Origin of the sequence: Actinomycetospora atypica, assembly GCF_042653685.1 — a bacterium.
GTDB lineage: Bacteria > Actinomycetota > Actinomycetes > Mycobacteriales > Pseudonocardiaceae > Actinomycetospora > Actinomycetospora atypica.
The window spans coordinates 1-24,306 of sequence record NZ_JBHSIV010000026.1 but is presented as its reverse complement, the minus strand read 5'-3'; the positions used below and the strand labels follow the sequence as shown (position 1 = coordinate 24,306).

Annotated in this window: 26 protein-coding genes; 5 read left to right on the top strand and 21 right to left on the bottom strand. The window is 74.2% G+C overall.

The annotated features are described in order from the left end of the window. Window positions 1–19: 19 nt before the first annotated feature. From ispG to dxr, 3 genes are all read right to left on the bottom strand, one after another. Window positions 20–1,186, bottom strand: coding sequence for a flavodoxin-dependent (E)-4-hydroxy-3-methylbut-2-enyl-diphosphate synthase (gene ispG, locus ACFPBZ_RS21070; protein WP_378038068.1), 1,167 nt, complete (start codon window positions 1,184–1,186; stop codon window positions 20–22). 91 nt (window positions 1,187–1,277) lie between these two features. Beyond that, window positions 1,278–2,594, bottom strand: a complete 1,317-nt coding sequence (locus ACFPBZ_RS21065) for a M50 family metallopeptidase (RefSeq protein ID WP_378038136.1) — start codon at window positions 2,592–2,594, stop codon at window positions 1,278–1,280. Window positions 2,595–2,673: 79 nt separating this feature from the next. Then, window positions 2,674–3,855 carry a 1-deoxy-D-xylulose-5-phosphate reductoisomerase gene (gene dxr, locus ACFPBZ_RS21060; protein WP_378038067.1) on the bottom strand — a complete coding sequence of 394 codons (1,182 nt, stop codon included), beginning with the start codon at window positions 3,853–3,855 and terminating at the stop codon, window positions 2,674–2,676. A gap of 116 nt (window positions 3,856–3,971) precedes the next feature. On the opposite strand from dxr, the gene ACFPBZ_RS21055 reads away from it, so the two are divergent. After that, on the top strand, window positions 3,972–4,274 hold the full coding sequence (locus ACFPBZ_RS21055; RefSeq protein WP_378038066.1) for a DUF2631 domain-containing protein: 303 nt from the start codon (window positions 3,972–3,974) through the stop codon (window positions 4,272–4,274). 24 nt (window positions 4,275–4,298) lie between these two features. Here the strand turns inward: ACFPBZ_RS21055 and ACFPBZ_RS21050 are convergent, their stop codons facing one another. Together ACFPBZ_RS21050 and ACFPBZ_RS21045 are read right to left on the bottom strand one after the other, a co-directional pair. Then, window positions 4,299–5,000: a hypothetical protein gene (locus ACFPBZ_RS21050; protein WP_378038065.1), complete on the bottom strand. Its 702-nt coding sequence runs from the start codon at window positions 4,998–5,000 to the stop codon at window positions 4,299–4,301. A 2-nt stretch (window positions 5,001–5,002) separates the two neighbouring features. Then, window positions 5,003–5,371 (bottom strand): Rieske (2Fe-2S) protein, encoded by a 369-nt coding sequence (locus tag ACFPBZ_RS21045; RefSeq protein ID WP_378038064.1) that lies wholly within the window; start codon window positions 5,369–5,371, stop codon window positions 5,003–5,005. 48 nt (window positions 5,372–5,419) lie between these two features. On the opposite strand from ACFPBZ_RS21045, the gene ACFPBZ_RS21040 reads away from it, so the two are divergent. After that, window positions 5,420–6,418: an NAD-dependent epimerase/dehydratase family protein gene (locus ACFPBZ_RS21040; RefSeq protein ID WP_378038063.1), complete on the top strand. Its 999-nt coding sequence runs from the start codon at window positions 5,420–5,422 to the stop codon at window positions 6,416–6,418. A 16-nt stretch (window positions 6,419–6,434) separates the two neighbouring features. On the opposite strand, the gene ACFPBZ_RS21035 is transcribed toward ACFPBZ_RS21040, so the two are convergent. After that, window positions 6,435–7,823: an FAD-dependent oxidoreductase gene (locus ACFPBZ_RS21035; protein WP_378038062.1), complete on the bottom strand. Its 1,389-nt coding sequence runs from the start codon at window positions 7,821–7,823 to the stop codon at window positions 6,435–6,437. A gap of 25 nt (window positions 7,824–7,848) precedes the next feature. Between ACFPBZ_RS21035 and ligD the strand changes: the two genes are divergently transcribed. Beyond that, window positions 7,849–8,796 (top strand): non-homologous end-joining DNA ligase, encoded by a 948-nt coding sequence (gene ligD, locus ACFPBZ_RS21030; protein ID WP_378038135.1) that lies wholly within the window; start codon window positions 7,849–7,851, stop codon window positions 8,794–8,796. A 60-nt stretch (window positions 8,797–8,856) separates the two neighbouring features. Here ligD and ACFPBZ_RS21025 read toward each other — a convergent pair whose 3' ends face one another. The 4 genes from ACFPBZ_RS21025 to ACFPBZ_RS21010 all read right to left on the bottom strand — a co-directional run bounded on the left by ACFPBZ_RS21025 (window position 8,857) and on the right by ACFPBZ_RS21010 (window position 13,123). Next, on the bottom strand, window positions 8,857–9,306 hold the full coding sequence (locus ACFPBZ_RS21025; protein ID WP_378038061.1) for a hypothetical protein: 450 nt from the start codon (window positions 9,304–9,306) through the stop codon (window positions 8,857–8,859). A gap of 207 nt (window positions 9,307–9,513) precedes the next feature. Continuing rightward, window positions 9,514–11,079: a hypothetical protein gene (locus ACFPBZ_RS21020; RefSeq protein WP_378038060.1), complete on the bottom strand. Its 1,566-nt coding sequence runs from the start codon at window positions 11,077–11,079 to the stop codon at window positions 9,514–9,516. A 935-nt stretch (window positions 11,080–12,014) separates the two neighbouring features. Beyond that, window positions 12,015–12,158 (bottom strand): hypothetical protein, encoded by a 144-nt coding sequence (locus ACFPBZ_RS21015; RefSeq protein WP_378038059.1) that lies wholly within the window; start codon window positions 12,156–12,158, stop codon window positions 12,015–12,017. Between the two features lie 59 nt (window positions 12,159–12,217). Beyond that, window positions 12,218–13,123 (bottom strand): hypothetical protein, encoded by a 906-nt coding sequence (locus ACFPBZ_RS21010; RefSeq protein WP_378038058.1) that lies wholly within the window; start codon window positions 13,121–13,123, stop codon window positions 12,218–12,220. Here ACFPBZ_RS21010 and ACFPBZ_RS21005 point away from each other — a divergent pair. Then, a complete protein-coding gene (locus ACFPBZ_RS21005) occupies window positions 13,086–13,454 on the top strand; it encodes a hypothetical protein (protein ID WP_378038057.1) in 369 nt (122 codons plus the stop codon). The genes ACFPBZ_RS21010 and ACFPBZ_RS21005 overlap by 38 nt on opposite strands. A 161-nt stretch (window positions 13,455–13,615) precedes the next feature. On the opposite strand, the gene ACFPBZ_RS21000 is transcribed toward ACFPBZ_RS21005, so the two are convergent. From ACFPBZ_RS21000 to rpsB, 9 genes are all read right to left on the bottom strand, one after another. Continuing rightward, the gene (locus ACFPBZ_RS21000; protein ID WP_378038056.1) at window positions 13,616–14,884 is read right to left on the bottom strand and encodes a GNAT family N-acetyltransferase; all 1,269 of its coding nucleotides are present in this window, start codon (window positions 14,882–14,884) and stop codon (window positions 13,616–13,618) included. Between the two features lie 7 nt (window positions 14,885–14,891). After that, a complete protein-coding gene (gene rlmN, locus ACFPBZ_RS20995; RefSeq protein WP_378038134.1) occupies window positions 14,892–15,986 on the bottom strand; it encodes a dual-specificity RNA methyltransferase RlmN in 1,095 nt (364 codons plus the stop codon). A 35-nt stretch (window positions 15,987–16,021) separates the two neighbouring features. Continuing rightward, a complete protein-coding gene (locus ACFPBZ_RS20990) occupies window positions 16,022–16,528 on the bottom strand; it encodes a hypothetical protein (RefSeq protein WP_378038055.1) in 507 nt (168 codons plus the stop codon). Window positions 16,529–16,756: 228 nt separating this feature from the next. Continuing rightward, on the bottom strand, window positions 16,757–17,476 hold the full coding sequence (locus ACFPBZ_RS20985) for a class I SAM-dependent methyltransferase (protein WP_378038054.1): 720 nt from the start codon (window positions 17,474–17,476) through the stop codon (window positions 16,757–16,759). Window positions 17,477–17,482: 6 nt separating this feature from the next. Next, window positions 17,483–18,358: a phosphatidate cytidylyltransferase gene (locus tag ACFPBZ_RS20980; protein ID WP_378038053.1), complete on the bottom strand. Its 876-nt coding sequence runs from the start codon at window positions 18,356–18,358 to the stop codon at window positions 17,483–17,485. Between the two features lie 37 nt (window positions 18,359–18,395). Then, a complete protein-coding gene (frr, locus tag ACFPBZ_RS20975; RefSeq protein ID WP_378038052.1) occupies window positions 18,396–18,953 on the bottom strand; it encodes a ribosome recycling factor in 558 nt (185 codons plus the stop codon). Between the two features lie 12 nt (window positions 18,954–18,965). Further along, window positions 18,966–19,724: a UMP kinase gene (pyrH, locus tag ACFPBZ_RS20970; protein WP_378038133.1), complete on the bottom strand. Its 759-nt coding sequence runs from the start codon at window positions 19,722–19,724 to the stop codon at window positions 18,966–18,968. 97 nt (window positions 19,725–19,821) lie between these two features. Continuing rightward, window positions 19,822–20,637, bottom strand: a complete 816-nt coding sequence (gene tsf / locus ACFPBZ_RS20965; protein ID WP_378038051.1) for a translation elongation factor Ts — start codon at window positions 20,635–20,637, stop codon at window positions 19,822–19,824. A gap of 81 nt (window positions 20,638–20,718) precedes the next feature. After that, entirely contained in the window at window positions 20,719–21,741 is a 1,023-nt protein-coding gene (rpsB, locus tag ACFPBZ_RS20960; protein ID WP_378038050.1) for a 30S ribosomal protein S2, read from the bottom strand. 290 nt (window positions 21,742–22,031) lie between these two features. Between rpsB and ACFPBZ_RS20955 the strand changes: the two genes are divergently transcribed. Beyond that, window positions 22,032–22,589, top strand: coding sequence for a peptidoglycan DD-metalloendopeptidase family protein (locus ACFPBZ_RS20955; protein WP_378038049.1), 558 nt, complete (start codon window positions 22,032–22,034; stop codon window positions 22,587–22,589). An 82-nt stretch (window positions 22,590–22,671) separates the two neighbouring features. Here the strand turns inward: ACFPBZ_RS20955 and ACFPBZ_RS20950 are convergent, their stop codons facing one another. Together ACFPBZ_RS20950 and ACFPBZ_RS20945 are read right to left on the bottom strand one after the other, a co-directional pair. After that, window positions 22,672–23,658, bottom strand: a complete 987-nt coding sequence (locus ACFPBZ_RS20950) for a FliA/WhiG family RNA polymerase sigma factor (protein ID WP_378038048.1) — start codon at window positions 23,656–23,658, stop codon at window positions 22,672–22,674. Beyond that, the coding region (locus tag ACFPBZ_RS20945; RefSeq protein WP_378038047.1) for a tyrosine-type recombinase/integrase at window positions 23,633–24,306 on the bottom strand (674 nt) is incomplete at its 5' end. The genes ACFPBZ_RS20950 and ACFPBZ_RS20945, both read right to left, overlap by 26 nt.

The following is a 24,306-nucleotide window of genomic DNA, read 5'->3' as shown; positions in this document are numbered from 1 at the left end:
GATCAGTGCTCACAGGTGCTCACCCCACCGTGACCGTCGGCGCCCCGCCCGCGACGCCGCCGGCGAGCTCCTCGGCGGAGCCGGCCTCCTCGGCGAGGCGCATGGCCTCCTCGATGAGGGTCTCGACGATCTGCGCCTCGGGCACGGTCTTGATGACCTCGCCCTTGACGAAGATCTGGCCCTTGCCGTTGCCGGAGGCCACGCCGAGGTCGGCGTCGCGCGCCTCGCCCGGCCCGTTCACCACGCAGCCCATGACGGCCACGCGCAGCGGGACCTCCATGCCCTCGAGCCCGGCGGTCACCTCGTCGGCGAGCTTGTAGACGTCGACCTGCGCGCGCCCGCACGAGGGGCACGACACGATCTCGAGCTTGCGCGGGCGCAGGTTGAGCGACTCGAGGATCGACAGGCCCACCCGCACCTCCTCGATGGGCGGCGCGGACAGCGAGACGCGGATGGTGTCGCCGATGCCGCGGGAGAGCAGCGCGCCGAAGGCGGTCGCCGACTTGATCGTCCCCTGGAAGATGGGGCCGGCCTCGGTGACGCCGAGGTGCAGCGGGTAGTCGCACTGCTCGGCGAGGAGCTCGTAGGCGCGGACCATCGTCACGACGTCGTGGTGCTTGACCGAGATCTTGATGTCGTGGAAGTCGTGCTCGGCGAACAGCGACGCCTCCCACAGCGCCGACTCGACGAGCGCCTCGGGCGTCGCCTTGCCGTACTTGGCCATGATCGACGGCTCGAGCGAGCCGGCGTTGACGCCGATGCGGATCGGGGTGCCCGAGTCCTTCGCGGCGCGCGCGATCTCGCCGACCTTGTCGTCGAACTTCTTGATGTTGCCCGGGTTCACGCGCACCGCGGCACAGCCGGCGTCGATCGCGGCGAACACGTACTTCGGCTGGAAGTGGATGTCCGCGATCACCGGGATGTTGGACTTCCGCGCGATCGCGGGCAGCGCCTCGGCGTCGTCGGCCGAGGGCACGGCCACGCGCACGATGTCGCAGCCCGCCGCGGTGAGCTCGGCGATCTGCTGGAGGGTGGCGTTGACGTCGGACGTCAGCGTGGTCGTCATCGACTGCACCGAGACCGGGTGGTCGCTGCCGACCCCGACCCCGCCGACGTCGAGCTGACGGGTCTTGCGCCGCGGTGCCAGCACCGCGGGAGCCTCCGGCATGCCCAGGTCGATCGTCATGACACCAGTCTGCCCGAGCCGTCCCGACGATGCCGCCACCGGCGGCGTGAGCCGCGGCTCGTCGGGAAGGGCCCGTGGAGCAGGGGCTTCGTCAGAGGTTCAGCTTGATGGGGTTGACGATGTCGGCGAGGATCACGAGCCCGCCGTAGAGCATGATCACGATCGCGAAGCCGTAGGCGATCGGCATCAGCTTGGCCATGTCGACCGGCCCGGGGTCGGGGCGGCCCCGCAGCCGGGCGATCCGCTTCTTCGCCCCCTCCCACAGCGCCGGGAGGATGTGCCCGCCGTCGAGCGGCAGGATCGGCAGCAGGTTGAGCAGGAACAGCGACACGTTCACCGCGGCGAGCAGCTGCAGCATCGTCGCGATCTCGGAGGCGACCGCGTTGTTCGAGGCCAGCACCTCGCCGCCGAGGACCGACACGCCGACCACGCTGACGGGCCCGTTGACGTCGCGCTGCTCACCGAGGAACACCGCGCCGAACAGGGCGGGGACCTTCGAGGGCAGCGCGAGGATGCTCGTCACGGCCCGCTGCGCCATCTCGCCGACGTAGCCGGCCACCTGCTCCGGGGTCTGGCGCGTCACCGGCTGGATCGGGCTCAGGCCGAGGAACGAGCCGGAGACGTAGCGCGGCTCGCCCGAGGTGCGCGCGGCGTCGAGGTCGAGCAGCTGGGTCTCGATGAGCTGCGGGTAGAGCGTGAGGGTCCGCGCGGCCCCGTTCGGCTCCGGCCGTTCGACGACCACCGGCACGGTCCCCGACGAGGCGCGGATCGCGAGCTGCATGTCCTCCCACGAGTCGTAGGAGCGGCCGTCGAAGCTGACGATGCGGTCGCCGGCCTGGAAGCCGGCCTGGGCCGCCGGGGTCGGCGGCGCGCCGGGCGGGCAGTCGGTGGTGGTCGTCGCCTGCGAGGCGGGGACGACGCACTTGCTCACCGACTGCACGACGGGCTGGGCGGTGGGGATGCCGAAGCCCACGAGCACGATCAGGAACAGCACCGCGGCGAGGATCAGGTTCATGAACGGCCCGGCGAACATCACGACGATGCGCTGCCACGGCTTGCGGGTCCAGAACTGCCGGTCCTCGTCCCCGGGCCGGAAGTCCTTGACCGAGTCGGCGCGGACGTCGTCGATCAGGCCCTGGAACGGCCCCGAGCGCCGGCTGCGCCCGATGCGCTGGCCCGGCGCGGGCGGGATCATCCCGATCATGCGGATGTAGCCGCCCAGCGGCACGGCCTTGATCCCGAAGGAGGTCTCGCCGCGCTGCCGCGAGAAGATCGTCGGCCCGAAGCCCACCATGAACTCGGGCACGCGGACGCCGAACCGGCGCGCGGCGAGGAAGTGGCCGAGCTCGTGCCAGGCGATGGAGAACATCAGACCCAGCGCGAAGAGCACGATCCCGAGGACGAGCATCACGAGGCGTCACGGTAACGAGGGCCCCGGTGACGTCGCCGTAGGGCCCTCTCCGCTCCCCCGTCCGTGGACGTGCGGGTCACACCGCCGAGCGGTCCAGCAGCTCCCCGGCCCGGGTGCGCGCCCACTGCTCGGCCGCGTGGACGTCGGCGACGTCGCGCGGGTCCCCCGACCACTCGGTGGCCGACGACAGCACCTCCGCGACGGTGTCGACGATCCCCAGCCACGTCCCGCGCCCGGCGAGGAACCCGTGCACGGCCTCCTCGTTGGCCGCGTTCAGCACCGCCGGCAGGCAGCCGCCCGCCGAGCCCGCCGCCCGGGCCAGGTCGACCGCCGGGAAGGCCGTCGCGTCGAGCGGCTCGAACGTCCACGCCTGCGCGGCCGAGAAGGTCTCGCGCGTCGACGCGCCGGGCAGCCGCTCGGGGAAGGCCAGCGCCAGGCCGATCGGCAGGTGCATGTCGGGCGGGCTCGCCTGGGCGATCGTCGCGCCGTCGGTGAACGTGACCATCGAGTGGACCATCGACTGCGGGTGGACCACCACGTCGATGCGGTCGTAGGGCACCGCGAAGAGCAGGTGGGCCTCGATGAGCTCGAGTCCCTTGTTGACCAGGGTCGACGAGTTGAGGGTGACCACCGGGCCCATGGCCCAGGTGGGGTGGGCCAGCGCGTCGTCGAGCGTGACCTCCGCGAGCTCGGCGCGCGAGCGGCCGCGGAACGGGCCGCCGCTCGCCGTCAGGACGATGCGGTCGACCTCCCCCGCGGTGCCCGAGCGCAGGCACTGCGCGATCGCCGAGTGCTCGGAGTCGACCGGGAGGATCTGGCCGGGGGTCGCGGCGCGGGTCACCAGTGGCCCGCCCGCCACCAGCGACTCCTTGTTGGCGAGCGCGAGCGTCGCGCCGACGCGCAGGGCGGCCAGCGTCGGGGCGAGCCCGCGCGAGCCGTCGACGGCGTTGAGCACCACGTCGCCGCGCCCGGCCGAGCCCGCGAGGTCGGTCATGGCGCCGTCGCCGACCAGCACCTCGGCCGACGCGCCGGCGGCGCGCAGCGCCTCCTCGACCGCCGCCCGGGCACCGGGCTCGGCCACGGCGATCGTCGGGACCCGGAACTCCGCGGCCTGGGCGGCCAGCAGTTCCGGACGACCGCCGCCGGCGGCGAGGCCGGTGACGGTGAACCGGTCGGGGTGGGCGCGCACGAGGTCGAGCGCCTGCGTGCCGATCGATCCCGTGGAGCCGAGGACGACGACCCGGCGGCTGGTGCTCATCACCGCCCATCCTGGCGGGTCGCGGGCGGCGCGGCAGTGACCCGTCCCCCACGGATCGCCGGGACGGCCGCCGACCGATAGGTTGACGGCCAGGACCGATTCGACCAGGAGGACCCGTGGCGAGCACGACCCCGGCCCGTCAGGCGCACGGCGAGGTGGCGAAGGGCGACGCCCACAAGGCCGTCGTCGTCAACGGCGTGTCCTCCGACGACGAGCCCTCGGTCGCCTGGGGCTGGCACGGCCACTACCCGAAGGTCGCCCGGCTCGCCGGCTTCCTCGTCGCCGCCGTCTGCCTGATCATGCTCTGGGGCAACCACGTGGGCCGCCAGGAGGACATCTGGCTGGTGATCACTGCCGTCGCGTTCTTCTCGCTGTCGCTCGGCTCGATCATCCGCGCCCGTACCTCGTGGCGCCGCTGACGCCTCCCGGCCCCCGGGCCGTCGTCAGGACGGCCGCCCGCGCTGGCTGTCGGCGTAGGCCCGTCGCCGCAGGGCGTTGACCGCGCCCGTGGGCTCGATCCCGCCTGCGTGGTGGAACGGGGTGTAGCGCACGCGCTCCCCCGGGCCGTCGGGCACCGGGCCGGTCAGCTCGACGTCGGCCACCGGGGCCCACCCGCCGAACGGCTCGGCCACGAGCAGCGTGAGGCCCAGCCGGCCGGCGTCGACCGCCTCCGACACCTCCTGCAGGCGCTCGAGGCGCGGGCCGGAGTGCACCGGGACCGCCCCGAGGACGACCGTGGTGGTCCCGACGCCGAAGGTCGTGATGGACGAGTAGTGCGTGCCGCCGTAGTCGCGCGCGGGCAGCAGCGCGTGGCGGGCGACCGGGGCGGGCGCCGAGGAGATCAGCAGGAGGTCCTGCGGCCCCTCGGCGAGGTCCAGGCGCAGGGCCAGGCCCAGGAGGTCGGGCAGCGGCTCGGGCAGGCCGGCGCCGCGCGAGAGGCGGACCGTGCCCTCGTGGACCCCCGCCCGGCCGAGCACCGTCCCGACGAGCCGGGGGTCGCCCGCGCACCGCACGCGCGCGGTGAAGGACCGGCCCCGCGGGTGGAACACGCGGGCGCGGCGCAGGAAGGAGCCGAGCCCGAACGCGGGCCCGGCCACCCGCCCGGCCGTGGCGTCGACCATCCGGTCGACCTCGGGGGACGGCATCGTCAGCGGACCAGCAGGGCCCGCCCGCGGCGGACGGCGCGACCGACCGAGAGCGGGACGAACCGGGCGAGCACCCGGACGAGCTGGGTGTAGCCCGGCGTCGGCCCGTGGTAGAAGGCGAGGCCGCGCGGGCCGTCCACCATGCGGCCGTCGCGCACGTCGTAGCGCGCCTGGTGCCACGGGCAGACGAGGCAGCCGTCGGCGTCGATGTGCCCGTCGGAGAGGTCGGCCAGGTTGTGGCGGCAGCGCCGGCCCACGGCGAACGGCTCGCCCCGGCTGACGCCGACCGCGTACGGGCCGACCCGGCGCACCTCGCCGGGCGCCGGTTCCGCGATCTCGGTCCAGCCGCCGGTGTCCTCCGCGTTGGTCATGGAACGAGCTACCCGTTCGCCCGGATCGGCGAACGGGTAGCTCGCCGTATGGATGAAGGTCTGACCGTCGCCGTCACCGGCCCCACCGGGACGCTCGGCCGCAGCGTGCTCCCGCTGCTCGCCGGGGACCGCCGCGTGGTGCGGGTCGTCGGCGTCTCGCGCGGGGGTGCCCCCGACGACCACGCGCCCCAGGACGGGGTGGAGTACCGCCGCGGCGACGTGCAGGACCCGCCGGCGCTGCGCGAGGCGTTCGCCGGCGCCGACGTCGTGGTCCACCTCGCCTCGACGATCATCGGGACCCGGGACGCGACGCGGCACCACGCGATCAACGTCGAGGGCAGCGTCAACGTCTTCCGCGAGGCCGTCGCCGCCGGGGCCCGCCGGTTCGTGCACGTCTCGTCCCTGGCGGCCTACGGGTTCCGCCCCGACAACCCGATCGGGATGGACGAGGACCAGCCCCTGCGGCCCACCGACCGCTTCTTCTACGCCCGCGAGAAGGCCGAGACCGAGGAGCGCCTGGCCGCCGAGGCGGCGCAGCACCCCGAGGTGGAGGTCTACGTCCTGCGGCCGTCGGGCGTCGCCGGCCCGCACGCGATCGGGGCGAAGGCGGTCCTGCCCGGGCCGCTCGAGCCGATCGGGCGGGCGCTGGGCGCGATCGCGCTGCGCCGCGGCCGGCTCCGCGTGCCCGTGCCGCTCCCGGTGCCGGCGCTGCGCCTCCAGCTCGTCCACCACGACGACGTCGGCGACGCGCTGGTGCGGTGCATCGTCGGCGCCGGCCCGCCCGGGGCCTACAACATCGCCGCGGCCGACGTGCTGACGCTCGTCGACCTCGCCCGGGAGGCCGGGGCGCTGGCCCTGCCCCTGCCCGAGGGCGCCCTCGAGTGGCCCGCCCGCGCGGTGTCGGCGCTGCCGCTGCCCCCGGCGCTGCAGTGGGTGCAGGCCGGGACCGTGCCCGCCGTCATGGACACCACCCGGGCCCAGGAGCGTCTCGGGTGGCAGCCGCGGTACTCCGGCCTCGGGGCCTGGCGGGCGACGCTGAACCGCTGACGCCCGCCGGGCCGCCCTATGCGGGCGAGCGCGGGATGTCGTCCTCGACGGCCTTGACGCCCTGCCGGGCGGCCACGAGGACGGCGTCCCACGTCGGGGAGAACGGCGGGGCGTAGGAGAGGTCCATGAACGTCATCTCCTCGACGCCCATGTGGTTCCAGATCGCGGTGGCGAACACGTCGATCCGCTTGCCGGAGTTCGCCCGGCCCACGATCTGCGCCCCGAGCAGGCGCCCGGAACGCTGCTCGACGATCAGCTTCACCGTCATCATCTCGGCACCCGGGAAGTAGCCCGCGACGTTCGTCGACTCGATCGTCGTCGTGACGTAGCCGAAGCCGGCCGCGCGGGCCTCGGACTCCCCCAGCCCCGTCCGGCCGATCTCCAGCGAGCAGACCTTGGAGATGGCGGTGCCGAGGACGCCCGGGAAGGCCCCGTAGCCGCCGGAGAGGTTCGTGCCGATGATCCGGCCGTGCTTGTTGGCGTGGGTGCCGAGCGCGATCGCGACGCCCTGGCCGGAGAGCCGGTGGTGCACCTCGACGCAGTCGCCGCCGGCCCAGACGTTCTCGTGGCCGACGCAGCGCATGCGGACGTCGGTGACGTAGCCGCCCGACTGCCCGACCTGCAGCCCGGCGTCCTTCCCGAGCTCCACGTTCGGCTTCACGCCGAGTCCCAGCACGACGATGTCGGCCGCGATCGCGCCGTCCGCGGTGCGCACCGAGGCGACCCGGCCGTCCTCGCCGGTGTCGAAGCCCTCGACCGCGGTCCCGGTCAGCACCGTGATGCCCATGTCCTCCATGGCGGTGCGCACGAGGGCGCCCATGTCGGGGTCGATCTGGGTGAACGGCTCGGGCGCCTGGTCGAGGATCGTGACCTCGAGCCCGCGCGACAGCATCGCCTCGGCCATCTCGACGCCGATGTAGCCCGCCCCGACGACGACCGCGCGGCGCGCGGAGGAGCCGTCGAGGTCCTTGACGATCTGCTCGCCCTGCTCCAGGGACTGCACGCCGTGGATGCCCTCGGCGTCGACCCCGTCGAGCGGCGGGACCACCGGCACGGCGCCGGTCGCGAGGACCAGGTCGTCGTAGCCGAGCTCGCCGTCCTCGCCGTCACCGTCGACCGCCCGAAAGGACACGACCTGCCGCTCGAGGTCGATCGCGGTGGCCTCGGTGCGCATCCGCACGTCGATGCCGGCCTCGCGGTGCTCCTCGGGCGAGCGAGCGATGAGCTCGTCGCGCTCGGCGACGTCCCCCGCGATCCAGTACGGGATCCCGCAGGCGGAGTAGGAGGTGTAGTGCCCGCGCTCCAGGACGACGACCTCGAGCTCGCCGTCGCTGTGACGGAGGGCGGTGCTGGCGGCGCTCATCCCGGTGGCGTCGCCCCCGATCACGACGATCCGGCGCGTCATGTGTGGACCCTTTCGATAGCGTGCCCTGGTGGCGGAAGCGGCCGAGATCGAGGTGGACGGCCACGTCGTCCGCCTGACCAACCCGGGCAGGGTGTACTTCTCCGCGCGGGGCGAAACGAAACTGGACCTCGCGCACTACTACCTCGCCGTCGGCGACGGGATCGTCACCGCGCTGCGCGACCGGCCGTGCATGATGCACCGCTTCCCCACCGGCACCGACGGCGACAAGGTGCACCAGAAGCGCCTGCCCAAGGGCGCGCCCGACTGGGTGCCCACGGTGCGGGTGCACTTCCCCCGCTACAACCGCACCGCCGACGAGCTGTGCGTCTCCTCGATCGCCGACGTCGTGTGGGCCGTGCAGATGTCGACCGTCGAGTTCCACCCCTGGAACTCGCGCAGGGCCGACGTCGAGTCCCCCGACGAGTGGCGCATCGACCTCGACCCCATGCCGGGCGTCGACTTCTCGACGGTCCGCCGGGTCGCCGGGGTGGTGCACGAGGTGCTCGACGAGCTCGGCGCGGTCGGCTTCCCGAAGACCTCCGGGGGCAGGGGGCTGCACGTCTACGTGCGCATCCGCCCCGAGCACTCGTTCGGCGAGGTCCGCCGCGCCGCCTGGGCCTTCGCGCGCGAGGTCGAACGGCGCGCGCCGTCGCTGGTCACCACCGCGTGGTGGCGCAAGGACCGCGAGCCGGACACGGTGTTCGTCGACTACAACCAGAACACCCGCGACCACACCATCGCCAGCGCCTACTCGGTGCGCGGGACGCCGCTCGCGATCGTCTCGGCGCCCGTGACCTGGGACGAGATCCCCGACGCCGAGCCGGGCGACTTCACCATCGCGACGATGCCCGCGCGCTACGCCGCGCTGGGCGACCTGCACGCGGGCATCGACGAGGCCGTGTTCGACATCGCCCCGCTGCTGGAGTGGGCCGACCGCGACGACGCCGTCGAGCCGGAGGCCCCGGAGGTCTGACCGCCGACGACGGTCCCGGGCGCCCCCCGCGCGCCCGGGTCCCGCCCCGCGGCGGTCGGGTCAGCCCTGGGCGCCGGGGAGGCCGCCGCCGAGACCGGGGAGACCGGCCGTGAGGGTCTCGGCGGTGGGCAGCGAGCCGGTGAGCAGGTCCGCGAAGGCCGTCGGGTCGGTCAGGTCACCGAGGTCGCCGAGGTCGGACGGCGACGGGATGGCGTCGAGGCCCTCGGTGAGGCCGGGGAGGTCGGAGACGTCCACCGGGAGCTGGTCGAGGCCGGGCAGCGGCACCCCGGCGAGGGTCGTCGCGACCGCCGCGGCGGCGTTGCCGGCGTCCAGGCCTGCCTGGCCCCCGGCGAGACCGGCGGCGGTCCCGGCCGCCGCGGCCGCCTGGGCGGCGCTCACGGCGCCGTCGACGCCGGGCACGGACGGGGCGGCGGACGCGAGGCCGGCGGTGGACGCGAGGCCCGCACCCAGCACGACCGCACTGACGACGGCACGACGGAACAGCGACACGGGGGACTCCCTGGGCACGACGTGACCCGGCTACGCAGTGCGACCGGGAGTGACGCTGCGTCCAACGCCGGGTTGTGGAACTTGGTACGGCTCCGGACGACCGATCCTCTGTTCGGGTGAGGCCCGGGGGTGTCCTCCCCCGGGCACGACGACGGGCCCGGCCCCGCTCCACGAGGAGCGGGACCGGGCCCGGCGTGCGGTGGGACGTCAGAGGAGGTCGGCGTCCACCAGGTCGTTGTCGCTGCCCGAGTCGCTGCCCGAGTCGCTGTCGTCGCCGGAGGCGATGTCGACGTCGGCGACGTCGTTGTCGTCGCCCGAGCTGGAGCCCGAGTCGTCGCCGTCCAGCACGTCGACGTCGGCGACGTCGTTGTCGTCGCCCGAGCTGGAGCCCGAGTCGTCGTCGCCCAGCACGTCGGCGTCCACGACGTCGTTGTCGTCGCCCGAGGCGCTGCCCGAGTCGTCGTCGCCGAGCACGTCGGCGTCGACCACGTCGTTGTCGTCACCCGAGCTGGAGCCCGAGTCGTCGTCGCCCAGCACGTCGGCGTCGACCACGTCGCTGTCGTCGCCCGAGGCGCTGCCCGAGTCGTCGTCACCGAGCACGTCGGCGTCCACGACGTCGTTGTCGTCGCCCGAGCTGGAGCCCCCGCCGGCGTTCAGCAGGTCGGCGTCCACGAGGTCGTCGTCGGACCCCCCGGCGTCGCCCCCGCCGCTGTTGAGGACGTCGGCGTCGACGAGGTCGTTGTCCGAGCCCCCGGCGTCGCCCCCGCCGTTGTTCAGGATGTCGGCGTCCACGAGGTCGCTGTCGGACCCCGAGGCGTCGCCCGAATCGGGGCTGAGCACGTCGACGTCGAGCAGGTCGCCGTCGCTGCCGACCCCGACCCCGAGGACCGGCCCGAGGTCGATGGGCAGGTCGCCCGGCAGGCCGGGGAGGCCGCCGCCGGTGTCGCCGCCGGTGTCGCCACCGGTGTCGCCGGGCAGGCCGCCGCCGGTGTCGCCGGGCAGGCCGCCGCCGGTGTCGCCGGGCAGACCACCGCCGGTGTCGCCGGGCAGGTCACCACCGGTGTCGCCACCCGTGCCGCCGGTGTCACCGGGCAGGTCACCGCCCGTGCCGCCACCGGTGCCGCCGGTGTCGCCGGGCAGGTCACCGCCCGTGCCGCCACCCGTGCCCGGGAACGGACCGAACGGGAAGTCGTCGCTGTCGATCCAGTCGAAGATGTCGCCGATGGTCGGCGCGGTGCCGGTGCCGGTGCCACCCGTGCCGGTCCCGCCGCCGGAGCCGGTGCCGCCGGTGCCCGGCAGGCTCGGGAAGCTCGGGAAGCCGCCCAGACCACCGCTGCGGTAGAAGTCGCGCAGGGCCTCGGCGTAGACGCGAGCGGCGTTCGCCTGCTGCTGCGCCTGGGCCCGGGCCTGGTCGATGGCGTCCTGCACGGAGCTCGCGAAGTCGGCCGCGGAGAGGCCGGCGGCGGGGATGGTGACGGTGCCGGCGCCCGTGGTCGACGTGTTCGTGACCGTCGTGGTGTTGCCGTTGGTGATGGTGCCGCCCAACAGCGCGACGTTGTTGCCGCTCAGGACACGGTTGCCGTTCCCGATGTTGCTCGTGTTGCTGGCGGTGATCGTGATGTCCCCGCCGGTCGTGTCCCCGAGTCCACCGCCGACCGTGGTGTTGCTGGCGGTGATCGTGTTGACCGAGTCCGCGGATGCGATGCCGGTGCCCGTTCCCAGGCCCGTGACGACGATCGCGGCGGCCGCGGCCGCGCGGCGTGCTGCGTTCATTCTTTTCGACTCCTTGGATCGCTGCGTTGCGACTCCCCGCAGTCGCGTCGTGACACAGAGCTAATCCCCGATCGGCCCAACGACACCACCCGATGGCGAACCGGACGATCCGTGTGGGTGACACATCGAGTGCAAACGGCGTTCAGGAATGCGTTGACATCTCGTCCGGGTCACGCCCACAACGCGACGAAATCGCGAGCGGAAAGGTGTCGGCAACGAGCAGTCGGTGACGGAACGCGTTCGGTCGAGCCGTCCGCGGGCGGATCCGCCGGTCATCCGCGGGGCCCTGTCGCGGGAGATCGGGGCTGCGGGGCGGCCCTGTCGCTGTGTTTCAGCCCGACAGGAGGCCGGGCCGAGGCAGGTGCCCGCGACGGGACGGCCTCAGGCGTCGTCGGGCTGGACCACGGACGGGAAATGCAGCCATTGCGGGGTCGGGGCGATGTCACCGGCCGGGCTGATCCCGCCGGCCGACCTGCCGAGAGGCGCACTGGGCAGGCTCGGGACGTTCGGCGGCTGCCTGACGTGCCGGTCGCACCGACGCCACCGTGCCGCCGACGACCGAGAGGTACGTCAGGCAGGCTCGGACCGGCTCGGGGCCGTCTGACGTGCCGGTCGGCCGACGACGAAGCTCGACGAGCCCCTCTCTATCCCTTGCGACCTGGTTCCGTCGTCCGACGTCGGCCTCGCGCCGCCGGCTGCCCCGTCGCCGGAACCAGCCAGACGCAGCGATTCGGTCGCTGTGACTCGGATCGGACCCGGAGCAGGGGTGTCAGCGATGGCACTCCGCTGACGCCGTACGTCCGCGGTGGCACATCGCTGACATCCGGGGCTCGGTCCCCATCGAGTGGGCGCTGCCGGCTGTCCGGACGACCGTGAGCGCCCACTCGGTCGGTCGCCCGACGGCGAGTGGGCGCTCAGGGCTCCGCCGACGACCCTCAGCGCCCACTCGAGGTCGAGCGGGGCCACGGCGAGTTCGGCACGAGCACCCGCACCTGCTCGGCCAGGGGCGCCGACACGACGAGCAGGGAGCCCGAGGGGCGAGGCCGGGGCAGGAGTCCGCGCCGGGATGGTCCAGACATGCGTCGGGCCCGACCCGACGCTCGTCAGAGCGTCGGGTCGGGCCCGTGGGTACTGCGGGTCAGATCGGGGTGACCGGGTCGGTCAGCCCGAGGGAACCGGTGACCGCGTCGAGCAGGGCACCGACGTTGAGGAACAGGGCGCTCCCCGCTCCCGGGGTCTGGCCGACGCCCTCGATGCCCGCGAAGTTGAGCACCGAGGTCAGCAGGCCCTGCAGGTCGAGCCCGCCGAGGTCCAGACCGTCGAGGATCGCCCCGAGGTCGCCGACGGGGATCGTCGGGACGGGACCGCCGCCACCGGGGACGGGACCGCCGCCACCCGGGAGGCCACCATCACCGGGGAGGCCACCGTCCCCGGGGAGCCCGCCACCGGGGAGACCGCCACCCGGAAGACCGCCGCCCGGGAGACCGCCGCCGGGGATGGTGCCGAGACCCGGGATGTTGAACGGGAAGTCCGGGTCGTCGAGCAGGTCGCCGAGGTCGGGGAAACCGGGGAGGGTCGGGATCCCGGTGCCGGTGCCCGGGAAGGTCGGCAGCCCGCCGTTCCCGAACAGCGCGCTCACCGCGTCGGCGTACGCCCGGGCAGCGTCGGCCTGGGCCCGGACCTGGTCGAGGGTGCCGCGGATCGAGGCACCGAGGTCGGCCGCCGAGGCGCCGGCGGGGATCGTCACGACGCCCGCGGTGCCGATCGGCCCGATGGGTCCGGTGGGCCCGGTCGGCCCGGTCGGCCCGGTCGGCCCGGTGGTTCCGGTGGTGGTGGTCGAGGTGATCGTCGTGGTGTCGCCGTTGACGATCGTCCCGCCGATCGCGACGTTGTTGCCGCTCAGGACGCGGTTGCCGTTGCCGATGTTGCTGGTGTTCGACGAGCGGATCGTGATGTCGCCGCCGGTGGTGTCGCCGAGGCCGCCACCCCGGGTGACGCTGGTGGCGGTGATGCGGTTCGAGGAGCCGCCGGAGCTCGACGTCACCCGGCTGCTCGACGAGCTGGAGCTCGAGCTCTCCCGCGAGGAGGAGCTCTGGCGGTCGTCCGAGGAGTCGGACGAGCTGCGCGAGGACTCGTCGTTCCCCGAGTCGGAGGAGTCCTGCGAGTCGGAGGAGGACGAGGAGGAGTCCTGCGACGAGGAGGAGGACGTGGTCGACTCGGAGGACGAGGAGGAGCTCTCGTCGGCGGAGGCGATGCCTGCCGAGACGGTCAGGCCCGTCGCCACGATGGCGGTGGCAACCGCGGCACGGCGGACGATGTGCATGTGTCTGCTCCTGGGAATCTCTGTCTGGTTACGCACCGCATCTGCGGTGTGACAGAGGGTTGATCGCCGCCTCGCCCCGCAATGCGACACCCGGGGACCAGGCATGAGCCGATCGGGTGATGAACGCCGAAAACAGGCGTTCGTCAATGGTGTCGCATCACGGCGGGATGACGACGGGAGCACGGCCCCGACACCCGGTCGGGCCCGTCCGGCTCAGAAGCGGGTGCCGTTCCAGGGCACGCTCGGGGCGGCGAGCAGCCGCGCCAGCCGGCCCGCCGCCCCGGCCGACCGCTCCTCCATCCGGCCCGCCCGGGTGAGCACGCGGGGGTCCACCCCGCCCAGCACCACCGAGCCGAGGGCCTCGACCGGCAGGACGACGTCGGGCTCCGCCGTGGTCGCCTCCACCCCGGGGGCGAGGAGGTCGTGGGCGTCGAGGCGCCAGCGGCCGCGGGCCAGGCCCTGGGGGTCGGTCACCTCGAGGACGACGGCGTCCTGCACGGGGTAGCGGCGGGCGGTGAGCAGCGCGGGGACGTCGAGGACGCGCAGCCAGAGCATGGAGCGCTCCGCGGTGACCGATACGGCGCGGTGGTCGGTGAACAGCCAGGGCAGCGGCTCGTCGGTCGAGGCGTCGGCCCAGGTCACGGTGCCGACGAGGTCCTGCGAGCACAGGTGGCGCCACAGCTCGGTGTACGCGGTCGGCGTCGCGGCCTGCAGGTCGACGACGGCGGTGGTCGCCGCCCCGGTGGCGTACCAGCCCTCCTCGAGGCGGTGCACCACGTAGCCGCCGGGCCGGCCCTCGTCGTCGCGCCAGACGACCACCTGGCGGTGCCGGTCGGGCTCCAGGCCGTTCCACGGAGCGGCCCCCACGACGACCTGCTGCCAGACCGCCGGCACCCGGTCCATCGCGCCGGCGTGGCGTCGGCGGGCCCGGTCGTGCACCGGGCGGGCGAGGGCGATCGCCGCGTCGGGCCGCTCGACCACCTCGAGGGTGCCGCGCGGCTCGGGGTCGCGGAACCGGGCGCGCGCGGTGTCGACCGACAGGGCGGCCGTGTGGGTGGCCAGGCCGAAGCCGTAGCGCTCGTAGAGCGAGCCCTGGGTGGAGGTGAGCACCGCGGCCGGGGAGCCCGCGCGGGCCGCCGCCGTCAGGTCCTCGACGAGCACGCGGCCCAGCAAGCCGCGGCGGCGGTGGGTGGAGCGGACCCCGATGCCGGTGATCGCGTCGGCCGTCACCTCGCCGCCGGGCACGCTGAGGCGCACGTCCCAGGACCGCAGCGTGGCCAGGGGCGCGGGGTCGGGGTCGGCGTAGACCCCGCGCAGCCGCATGCCCTCGAACGCCGCGCCGACGCGCGCCAACTGCTCGGGCTCGAGGCGCGGGCCGAGGAAGGCGGCGAGCATCGTCCGGGTCCAGGCGACCGTCCCGGCGTCAGCCGAGCCCCCGGTGACCCGGGGCGCGAACGACCGGACCTCCGGGATGCTCACCACCGCGCGATCATCCCCCGGTGGCGGCCAGCTGTCCGCACGCCGCCGAGATCTCCCGACCCCGGGTGTCGCGGACGGTGCAGGCGACCCCGCCGTTGCGCACGCGGCGCACGAACTCGGCCTGCACCGGCGGCGGGCTCGCGTCCCACTTCGACCCCGGGGTGGGGTTCAGCGGGATGAGGTTGACGTGCACGAGCCGCCCGAGGTGGTGCGAGGCGAGCTTGGCGAGCATGTCGGCCCGCCAGCCCTGGTCGTTCACGTCGCGGATGAGGGCGTACTCGATCGACACCCGGCGTCCGGTGACGTCGGCGTAGTGCCGCGCCGCCTCGAGGACCTCGCGGACCGGCCAGCGGGTGTTGACCGGGACGAGGGTGTCGCGCAGCCCGTCGTCGGGGGTGTGCAGGCTGACCGCGAGGGTGACCTGCAGGCCCTCGTCGGCGAGGCGGTGGATCGCGGGCACGAGCCCGACGGTGGACACCGTCACCGAGCGCTGGGAGATCCCGAGGCCATCCGGCGCGGGGTCGCAGATGCGGTGCACGGCGTCGATCACGCGGCGGTAGTTCGCGAGCGGCTCCCCCATGCCCATGAACACCACGTTGGACAGCCGCGCGGGCACGCCCGAGCCGAGCTCCCCGTCCCGCGCCGACGCCGCCGCCGAGCGGACCTGCTCGACGATCTCCGCGGTCGACATGTTCCGCTGCAGCCCGCCCTGGCCGGTGGCGCAGAACGGACACGCCATCCCGCAGCCGGCCTGGCTGGAGATGCAGACGGTGGCGCGGTCGGAGTAGCCCATGAGGACGCTCTCGACGAGCGCGCCGTCGGCGGCCCGCCACAGCGTCTTGCGGGTGGCGCCGCCGTCGCCGTCGACCACCGACGCCGGGGTGAACAGCGGAGGGAAGAGCGCCGCCGCGGTGTCGCGGGCCGCGGCGGGCAGGTCGGTCATGGCGGCCGGGTCGGCCTCCAGACGGGCGAAGTACTGCCGCGCGATCTGGTCTGCGCGGAACCCGGGCAGGCCGAGCTCGGTCACCGCGGCCTTGCGGTCGTCGGGCGCGATGTCGGCGAAGTGCCGCGGCGGGCGCGTGCGGCGGGACCCGGTGCCCGTCATCGACAGGACGGGCAGGCCGGGCTTCTCGGGGTCGGTCACCGGAACCGGTCCCGCAGCGTCTCGAGCATCCCGATGCGGTCGGCGGCGGAGAGCAGCAGCAGGAGTCCGCTGACCAGCCCGAGCAGGCCCTGCGAGACGAAGCCCGACGCCTCCTGGGTGCTGATGAGCACGGCCAGGACGCCGAGCGCCGCGAGCGCGATGCCCAGCCACTGCGTGGGGCGCTGGCCGGTCGACCGCGCGAGGGCGAGGAAGGCCCCGCCGGTCGCCACGGCCGCGACCCCGGGTCCGACCTCGGACCACCCGATCAGCCCGAGCAGCACCGAGGCCACGACGATCGCACCGGCCGTGATCGCGGCGAGGCGCAGCAGGTCGGCCGAGCGGGGGCCGTCGAACGGGTGCGAGCCGCGGCGCCGGTTCTCGACGAAGATCACGACGACGAGGGCGATCCCGACGGCCAGCAGCAGCGTGCCCGCGCCGTCGGCCCCGAGGCCGAGCGTGCCGACGGTGAGCCAGGCGATCCCGACGAGGCTCTCGACGACCACCGGGTCGATCCGGACGGATCGCCCGGAGGGCGCGCGGCCCCCGGAGGAGCGGCCACGGGACGGACCCGGGGGCGGGGCGGAGCCACGGGGCGGGCCGGACGGGCCGCGCCACCCCGGGCCGGGACCGCCGCCACCGCGGTAGGGGTCACCGGGTCGGGAGCCGGGTTGCGGGAACGACACGCCCTCCATTGTGCGCCACCCGCCGGGGCGGGCGGCCCGGCGGGGACGTCAGCCCGAGAGGCGCCCGGTGGCGTGCAGCACGTGGCGGCGCACGTGGATCCGGTACGCCACGGGCAGGGAGAGCCCCGGCGTCCCGTCGACGGCCCGGTCGGCGACGGGTCCGGTGAACTCGATGTGGAGCACCGCGGACATGGTCGCACGGTCGGGGAAGCGCCAGAGGGTGTCGACCCGGTGGGTGGAGAACCCGCGCTCGGTGAAGAAGCGCTCCGCGGCCCGCGGGTCGTAGCCCGGGGCGGAGGCGCGCATCCAGGAGCCGTAGGAGTGCCGGGTGGCGTCGAGGTCGACGATCACCAGGGCGCCGCCGGGGCGCAGCACCCGCTCGGCCTCGGCGAGGCCCGGCTCGCAGCCCGGGCCGAAGAAGTAGGCGGTGCGGGCGTGGACGACGTCGGCCGAGGAGTCGGGCAGCGGGAGCGCCGCGGCGCTGCCGGGCAGCACGGTCACCGACGGCTCGTCGGCGCAGCGCCGCCGGGCCCGCGCCACCAGCGGCGGGTGCGGCTCGACCCCCACGACCGACGCGGCGGTCGTTGCGAAGCGGGGCAGGTGGTAGCCGTCGCCGCAGCCGACGTCGACGACGTCGCCGGTGAGCCCGACGACCGAGGTGAGCGCCTCCCACAGCGCGCCCGTGGCGTCCTGGGCGGCGTTCTCGGCCTCGTAAACGTCGGGCCAGCGCCAGATGTTGGGGCTCTCGGCCACCCCGGGGAAGAGCACGGCCGGTCAGCTCGCGTAGGGGACCATGACGAGCAGCAGCAGCCACGCGACCGGCGCGGAGGTCACCAGGGAGTCGAGCCGCTCCATGAGTCCGCCGTGGCCGGGGATGGTCTGGCCCATGTCCTTGATCCCGAGGTCGCGCTTGACCAGCGACTCGACGAGGTCGCCGATCACGGCGGTGACCACGAGCACCGGGCCGAGGATCAGGCCGTACCACCACGGGGCGTCGAGCAGCAGCGCCAGGCACAGCGACGCCCCGGTGGCCCCGAGCACCATCGACCCGGCGAGGCCCTCCCAGGACTTCTTCGGGCTCACCTTGGGCGCCATCGGGTGCCGGCCGAAGAGCACGCCGGCCGCGTAGCCGCCGGTGTCGGAGCAGATGACGATGATGAGGAAGGTCAGGACGCGGCCCGTGCCGTCGGCCGGGACCACGAGCATCGCGCCGAAGGCCATGCACAGCGGGATCCAGACGAGCACGAGCATCGAGGCGCCGACGTCGCGCACGAAGCCGGCCGCGCCGAGCCGCATGCGCCACACGAAGCAGCCCAGGACGGTGACCAGCAGCGACCCGAGGATGCCCTCGGTGCCGAACGGCCAGGAGAGCCAGATCATCGCCTGGCCGCCGATGAGCACCGGGACCCGCGAGAGGCGGATGCCCGCGGCGCGGTTCAGCGCCCCGAAGACCTCCCACGTGCCGACCGCGGCGGACACGGCCACGATCGCGATCCAGCCCTGCCGCACGGTGAGCAGCGCGACGAGGATGACCGCGCCCATCCCGAGCCCCACGCCGATCGCGAGGGGCAGGTTGCGGCCCGCCCGCGAGGGTCTCCCCCCGGTACGGCCCGCCGAGCCGTCCGGAGAGGACGCCGATGCCGCAGCCACGTCCTCCGCCACCCGCCGACCTCCCCGGATCCCCTGCTCAGACCGCGAGCAGCTCGGCTTCCTTCGCCTTCACCATGTCGTCGATCTTCGCGACGTAGGTGGACGTGGTGCTCTCGAGGTCCTTCTCGGCGCGGGACACCTCGTCCTCGCCGGCCTCGCCGTCCTTCGCGATGCGCTGGAGCTCGGTCATCGCGCTCCGGCGGACGCTGCGGATCGACACGCGCGCGTCCTCGCCCTTGCTGCGGGCGACCTTGACCATCTCGCGGCGCCGCTCCTCGGAGAGCTCCGGGAAGACGACCCGGATGATCATGCCGTCGTTCGACGGGTTCACCCCGAGGTCGGAGTCGCGGATCGCGCGCTCCATCACGCCGAGCGAGCTGGCGTCGTAGGGCTTGATCACCGCCATGCGGGCCTCCGACACCGTCACGGACGCCAGCTGGGGCAGCGGGGTCCAGGAGCCGTAGTACTCGACGTTGATGCGGTTGAACATCGCCGGGCTCGCCCGCCCGGTGCGCACGCCCTGCAGGTCCTCACGGGCGGCGATGACGGACTTCTCCATCTTCTCCTCGGCGTCGAGGAGCGTCTCGTCGATCATCGGGTTCCCCTCTCAGCCGGTCGGCGTGTGGACGAGCGTGCCGATCCTCTCACCACGGACGGCACGCGCGATGTTGCCCTCGACGAGGAGGTTGAACACCATGATGGGCAGCTGGTTGTCCATGCACAGACTGAACGCGGTGGCGTCGGCCACCTTGAGGCCCTTCTCCAGGACCTCGCGGTGCGTGATCTCGGCGAACATCGTGGCGGTGGGGTCGACCTTCGGGTCGGCCGTGAACACGCCGTCGACGCCCTTGGCCAGCAGCACGATCTCGGCCTCGATCTCGAGGGCCCGCTGCGCCGCGGTGGTGTCGGTGGAGAAGTAGGGCATGCCGACGCCCGCCCCGAAGATGACCACGCGGCCCTTCTCCAGGTGCCGCATCGCCCGGCGCGGGATGTAGGACTCGGCGACCTGGCCCATCGTGATGGCGGTCTGCACGCGGGTGTCGATGTGGTGCTCGCGCTCGAGGAAGTCCTGCAGCGCGAGGCAGTTCATCACCGTGCCGAGCATGCCCATGTAGTCGCTGCGCTGGCGCTGCATCCCGGCCCGGGAGAGCTCCTCGCCGCGGAAGAAGTTGCCGCCGCCGATGACGACGGCGATCTGCACGCCGGTGCTCACGACGTCGGCGATCTGGCGGGCCACGGTCCGGACGACCGTCGGGTCGACCCCGACGCCACCGCCCCCGAACATCTCGCCGCCGAGCTTGAGCAGCACCCGCCGCGCGGGGCCGGGCGACCAGCCCGCGGCCGCCTGCGCCGACGTGTCCGTCACCTGGCCGGTCACTCGCGTCCGCTCCCCTCGTGCAGTGGGTCCCCGTGCCGAGCCGGGCCGGGCCCGCGGTGACACCGCGGGCCCGGCCGGGGACGGATCAGGGCTGGCCGACCTCGAAGCGGGCGAAGGTGCGGACGTCGACGCCCGCGTCCTTCAGCACCGCGCCGACCGACTTCTTGTCGACCGACACCGAGTCCTGCTCGAGCAGGACGGTGTCCTTGTAGTAGCCGTTGAGCCGACCCTCGACGATGCGGTCGATGATCTTCTCGGGCTTGCCCTCCTCGCGCGCGGTGGCCTCGGCGACGCGACGCTCGCTCTCGAGGACGTCCGCCGGCACCTCCTCGCGCGTGGTGTAGAGCGGGCGGGCCGCCGCGACCTGCATGGCGGCGCTGCGGGCGGCCTCCTCGTCGTCGCCGGTGTAGGCGACGAGCACGCCGATCGCCGGCGGCAGGTCCGAGGACCGGCGGTGCAGGTAGGTGGTGGTGGGGCCGTCGAGCGTGGCCACGCGACGCAGCTCGAGCTTCTCGCCGATGCGGGCGGAGAGCGCCTGCACGGCGTCGTCGACGGTGCCGTCGGCGAGCTTCGCGGCCTTCAGCGCCTCGACGTCGGAGACCTTCTCGGCGATCGCGACGTCGAGGATGTCCTCGCCGAGCTGGATGAAGTCCGCGTTCTTCGCGACGAAGTCCGTCTCCGAGTTCAGCTCGATCATCGAGCCGTCGCGGGCCGCGACGATGCCGTTGGCCGTCGCCCGGCCGGCACGCTTGCCGACGTCCTTGGCGCCCTTGATGCGGAGGGCCTCGATGGCCTTGTCGAAGTCGCCCGAGTTCTCCTCGAGCGCCTTCTTGCAGTCCATCATCCCGGAGCCGGTGGCGTCGCGGAGCTTCTTCACGTCGGCGGCGGTGTAGTTCGCCATCGTGTTCCTGTCCCTCGGGTGTGGGTGGGTGATCCCCGGGGGCGGGCGGGCCGGGTGGGCCCGCCCGTCCCCGGGAGGGGATCAGCTGGTGGATGCCTCGCCGCTGGGCGAGCCGGCGGCCGGGGCCGCGTCGATCGCGGCGTCGCTCGAGCCGGTGCCGTCGGAGTCGGCCACGCCCGCGACGCGCTCCGGACGGCCCTCCTCGCCGGTCGGCTGGACCTCGTCGCCCGCGGCGGACGCCACGGCCTCGGCCTCGGGGCTCGCCACGGGGGCGTCCCCGCCGGCCTCGGGCGAGTCGACGGCGGTGCTGGTGGGCACCGTCTCCGGCGCGGAGGCGCCGTCACCACCGACGGGCGCGAAGTCGCGCTCGGCCGCGGCGTCCGCGGCCGGCTCGGCCTCGTTGCCGCTCTGGCGCTGGTTGCGGACCTGGAAGCCCTCGCGGCACGCCTCGGCGACGACCTTGGTCAGCAGCGCGGCCGACCGGATGGCGTCGTCGTTGCCCGGGATCGGGTAGTCGACCTCGTCGGGGTCGCAGTTGGTGTCGAGGATCGCGACGACCGGGATGTTCAGCTTGCGCGCCTCGCCGACGGCGATGTGCTCCTTCTTGGTGTCCACGATCCAGACCGCGCTCGGGACGCGGGCCATGTCGCGGATACCGCCGAGGGTGCGGTCGAGCTTCTCGTGCTCCCGGGAGAGCATGAGGATCTCCTTCTTGGTGCGACCCTCGAAGCCCCCGGCCTGCTCCATCGCCTCGAGCTCCTTGAGGCGGGTCAGACGCTTGTGCACCGTCTGGAAGTTCGTGAGCATGCCGCCCAGCCAGCGCTGGTTGACGAACGGCATCCCGACCCGGGTCGCCTGCTCGTCGATGGCCTCCTGCGCCTGCTTCTTCGTCCCGATGAACAGGACCGTGCCGCCGTGGGCGACGGTCTGCTTGACGAACTCGTAGGCGCGGTCGACGTAGGACAGCGTCTGCTGCAGGTCGATGATGTAGATGCCGTTGCGCTCGGTGAAGATGAAGCGACGCATCTTGGGGTTCCAGCGGCGGGTCTGGTGTCCGAAGTGGACACCGGAGTCCAGCAGCTGTCGCATGGTGACGACGGCCATGTGGTCGTACAACCTCTGTCTCGTGTGCGGTTGAGCCGCGCCGGTCCGGGTGGTCCGGCGCCCTGGTGCCCCGGCCGCGACCGAATCCCTCGGGAGGGACCGCTCGGTGCGCGGGGTGATGGCACGGACGCGGCGGAGCGGATCCACCGCGTGCTGGCTCGTCGGGGCACGCGAAGTCGACCCACCGGTGGCAGGCCGCTGACGTGCAGTCTACGCGGAGGCCTCACACGCCCCGTGACCGGTCGACGTCCGCCGGGAGCCGATCGGGCGTCCCGTGCGTCCGAGTCCCCGTGAGGACCCTGCTGACCTTCCTGACGACCGCCGCGCTCCTCCTGGGTGCCCCGGTCGCGCACGCCGCCCCGCCCGAGCTGCCCGCGATCCCGGTCGGGGTGTTCGGGTGGCCCCTCGGCGGCATGCCGACCGGCGCGCCCGCCTCCGGGGCGGGCACCGTGGCGCGCCGCTTCACGCCCCCGCCCACCCCCTACGGCCGCGGACACCGGGGCGCCGACCTCGTGGCGGCCCCGGGGGCACCCGTCACCGCGGCCGGCCCGGGCGTCGTCGTGCAGGCGGGGCCGCTGGCGGGCCGCGGCGTGGTGTCGGTCGTGCATGCCGGCGCGCTGCGCACCACCTACGAGCCGGTGGCGGCCGTCGTCGCGCCCGGGGCCGTCGTCGCGCGGGGCACCGTGCTCGGCACCCTCGACGCCGGGCACGCGGGCTGCCCCGCGGCGGCGTGCCTGCACTGGGGGCTGCGCTGGGCCCGGGACGCGGCGCCGGCGCGGGAGCGCTACCTCGACCCGCTGCTGCTGGTCGGCCTCGGGCGCACCCGCCTGTGGCCGGTGGTCCGGTGACGGGCCCCGGCCCCCGTGGAGCGAACGGCACTCCCGCTGCCTCTATGCGCGCGAGAGTGCCGTTCGCTCCACCGGGGGCGGCTCAGTCGGCGTGCGACTCCGCGAGGCGCGCGCGCAGCCGCAGCACGGCGCGGGTGTGCAGCTGGCAGACCCGCGACTCGGTGACCCCGAGGACCTTGCCGATCTCGGCGAGCGTCAGGTTCTCGAAGTAGTAGAGCCCGACGATCGTCCGGTCGCGCTCGGCGAGGCCGCCGATCGCGTCGGCGAGCAGCCGGCGGGTCTCGCTCGACTCCATCGCCGCGACCGGGTCCTCGGCGTCGGCGTCGGGGAGCGAGTCGGCCAGCGACGGCGCGCCCGACCCACCACCCGCCGCGTGCGAGCGGCCCGCGGCCACCAGCTCGTCCAGCGCGGCGACGCTCGTCATCGCGATCTGGCCGTAGGTGGCCCGCAGCTCGGGGGTGCCCATGCCGAGCTCGTCGGCGATCTCGGAGTCGCTGCACGTCCGCTGCTCGCGGCTCTCGCGGCGCTCGATCGCCCGCTCGATCTCGCGGGCCCGGGAGCGCACCGAGCGCGGCACCCAGTCCTGGGAGCGCAGCTCGTCGAGGATCGCGCCGCGGATGCGCTGCATCGCGTAGACCTCGAACTTGCGCCCGCGGTCGGGCTCGAAGCGCTCGATCGCGTCGACGAGGCCGAAGATGCCGCACTGGACGAGGTCGGCGACGTCGACGTGGCTCGGCAGCCCGGTCCCGACCCGACCCGCCACGTACTTCACCAGCGGCGCGTAGTGCAGGACCAGCCGGTCGCGCACCACCTTGTCGTGCGGGGCGTCGGCGTAGTCGGCCCACATCTCGGCGATGCCCGCCTCGACGAGCGCCTCCTCGTCGGGCGGGGCGACCCCGCCGTCGGAGACGGAGCGGATGGTGGTCGGCCTGGTGCGCACCGCGGCTCCCCGCGACGGGCGGGGCGCCGTGAAGACGGCACCGCCGTCGCCGGGCAGCGCGCGGGCGGCGGTCCCCACCGTGAGGGTGGGCGACCGGGACGGCTCAGGCTCGGGGATGCGCGGCGTCATGAACGGCCCTCAGACGGTCGGCGGTCACGTGGGTGTACAGCTGGGTCGTCGCCGGAGAGGCGTGCCCCAGCAGTTCCTGGACGCTTCTCAGGTCCGCTCCCCCTTCGAGCAGGTGGGTCGCCGCCGAGTGGCGCAACCCGTGCGGTGCGATGTCGGGTGCGCCGGGGACCGAGCGCGCCGCGTCGTGGACGACGGCGCGGGCGATCCGCGGGTCGAGGCGCCCACCGCGGGCGCCCAGCAGGAGGGCGGGCGGTGAACCCGCGACCGCGAGGTGGGGCCGGCCCCCGGTGCGCCACGCGTCGAGCGCGGCCGCCGCCGGGGCGCCGTAGACGACCGTGCGCTCCTTGGCGCCCTTGCCCAGCACCCGCAGGGTGCGGCGGTGGTCGTCGACGTCGTCGACGTCGAGACCGCAGAGCTCGGAGACGCGGATGCCGGTCGCGTAGAGCAGTTCGAGCAGCAGGTGGTCGCGCAGGGCGACCGGGTCGAGCTCGGCGGCGCCGAGGGCGGCGTTGTCGAGGGCCGCGGCGGCCTGGTCGGCGCGCAGCACCGCGGGCAGCGTCCGGTGGGCCCGCGGCGAGGCGAGGCGGGCGCCCACGTCGGTCGCGGTGCGGGCGGTGCGGGCGGCCCAGGCGGTGAAGGCGCGCACGG

Coding starts and splice junctions, on each gene's coding strand:
- ACFPBZ_RS21050 (WP_378038065.1), bottom strand. CDS start 5,000: ATGCCGTCCCCCGAGGTCGACCGGATGGTCGACGCCACGGCCGGGCGG.
- ACFPBZ_RS21065 (WP_378038136.1), bottom strand. CDS start 2,594: ATGCTCGTCCTCGGGATCGTGCTCTTCGCGCTGGGTCTGATGTTCTCC.
- dxr (WP_378038067.1), bottom strand. CDS start 3,855: ATGAGCACCAGCCGCCGGGTCGTCGTCCTCGGCTCCACGGGATCGATC.
- ACFPBZ_RS20950 (WP_378038048.1), bottom strand. CDS start 23,658: ATGACGCCGCGCATCCCCGAGCCTGAGCCGTCCCGGTCGCCCACCCTC.
- rlmN (WP_378038134.1), bottom strand. CDS start 15,986: ATGACGGGCACCGGGTCCCGCCGCACGCGCCCGCCGCGGCACTTCGCC.
- ACFPBZ_RS21015 (WP_378038059.1), bottom strand. CDS start 12,158: ATGTCTGGACCATCCCGGCGCGGACTCCTGCCCCGGCCTCGCCCCTCG.
- ACFPBZ_RS21045 (WP_378038064.1), bottom strand. CDS start 5,371: ATGACCAACGCGGAGGACACCGGCGGCTGGACCGAGATCGCGGAACCG.
- ACFPBZ_RS21020 (WP_378038060.1), bottom strand. CDS start 11,079: ATGAACGCAGCACGCCGCGCGGCCGCGGCCGCCGCGATCGTCGTCACG.
- ACFPBZ_RS21040 (WP_378038063.1), top strand. CDS start 5,420: ATGGATGAAGGTCTGACCGTCGCCGTCACCGGCCCCACCGGGACGCTC.
- ispG (WP_378038068.1), bottom strand. CDS start 1,186: ATGACGATCGACCTGGGCATGCCGGAGGCTCCCGCGGTGCTGGCACCG.
- rpsB (WP_378038050.1), bottom strand. CDS start 21,741: ATGGCCGTCGTCACCATGCGACAGCTGCTGGACTCCGGTGTCCACTTC.
- ACFPBZ_RS21035 (WP_378038062.1), bottom strand. CDS start 7,823: ATGACGCGCCGGATCGTCGTGATCGGGGGCGACGCCACCGGGATGAGC.
- tsf (WP_378038051.1), bottom strand. CDS start 20,637: ATGGCGAACTACACCGCCGCCGACGTGAAGAAGCTCCGCGACGCCACC.
- frr (WP_378038052.1), bottom strand. CDS start 18,953: ATGATCGACGAGACGCTCCTCGACGCCGAGGAGAAGATGGAGAAGTCC.